Raw genomic sequence first — 890 nt, forward strand, 5'->3', positions numbered from 1 at the left:
GGCCACTACCCAGATGCTCGTTCTGGAAACAAAGGTAACGAGCCTGAGAATATCGAAGTTGCTAGCTTCGGTGGTACGCCTTACTTATTCGTCAACTCTGAACGTGCTAACCTAGTATTTGTTTACGATGTCAGTAACCCAGAGCAGCCTGTATACAAGCAAACCCTACCTGCGGGTGTGGGCCCTGAAGGTGGCTTGGCTATCCCTGATAGAAACCTACTGGTTGTCGCCAGTGAAAAAGATGATCGTGGTGATAAGTTCCGTGCGGCATTGAATATCTATCAGCGCTCTAGCGCAGATGCAAGCTACCCAACAATCGAGTCAACTAATCGAGTCGATGAGACACCCATACCTTGGAGCGCACTATCTGGTTTGGCAGCAAGCCCAACAGATGAAAACATGCTTTATTCCATCGAAGACAGCTTCTATGGTCAAAGTCGTATTTTCGGTATTGACGTCAGCACCACACCCGCTCAGCTGAACCAGGAAGTCACAATCAAAGATAGCAATAATATCTTTGCAGCCATTTCCAGAAGCGTTTTGGCAGATGATTCGGTTGATGCTGACGATGCAACACGCGTCAGTGTTTTCGATGAAGCAGACCTAGCGCTACTGATCAATGATGACAACAGCGTCAATATTGACCCTGAAGGTATAGCCGTTGCCAGCGATGGCGGTTTCTGGGTTGCTTCTGAAGGTTCAGGTACACAAGGGGATGCAGGACGACCAATCAATAGCTTGAACTTCATATTCAAAACCGATGCGAATGGCGTCATTGAAGAAGTTATCACACTGCCACAATCAGTGAATGATATTCAAGTACGCTTCGGCTTTGAAGGCATCACTGAATATAACGGTTCAGTCTATGTAGCAATTCAGCGCGCTTGGGG

Annotated in this window: 1 protein-coding gene; it reads left to right on the forward strand. The window is 47.3% G+C overall.

Going from position 1 to position 890, the window contains the following annotated elements:
- Positions 1–890 (forward strand): esterase-like activity of phytase family protein (locus A3766_RS04915; protein WP_197479329.1); only part of this gene is annotated, 890 nt, incomplete at both ends.

Source organism: Oleiphilus sp. HI0132 (assembly GCF_001635845.1).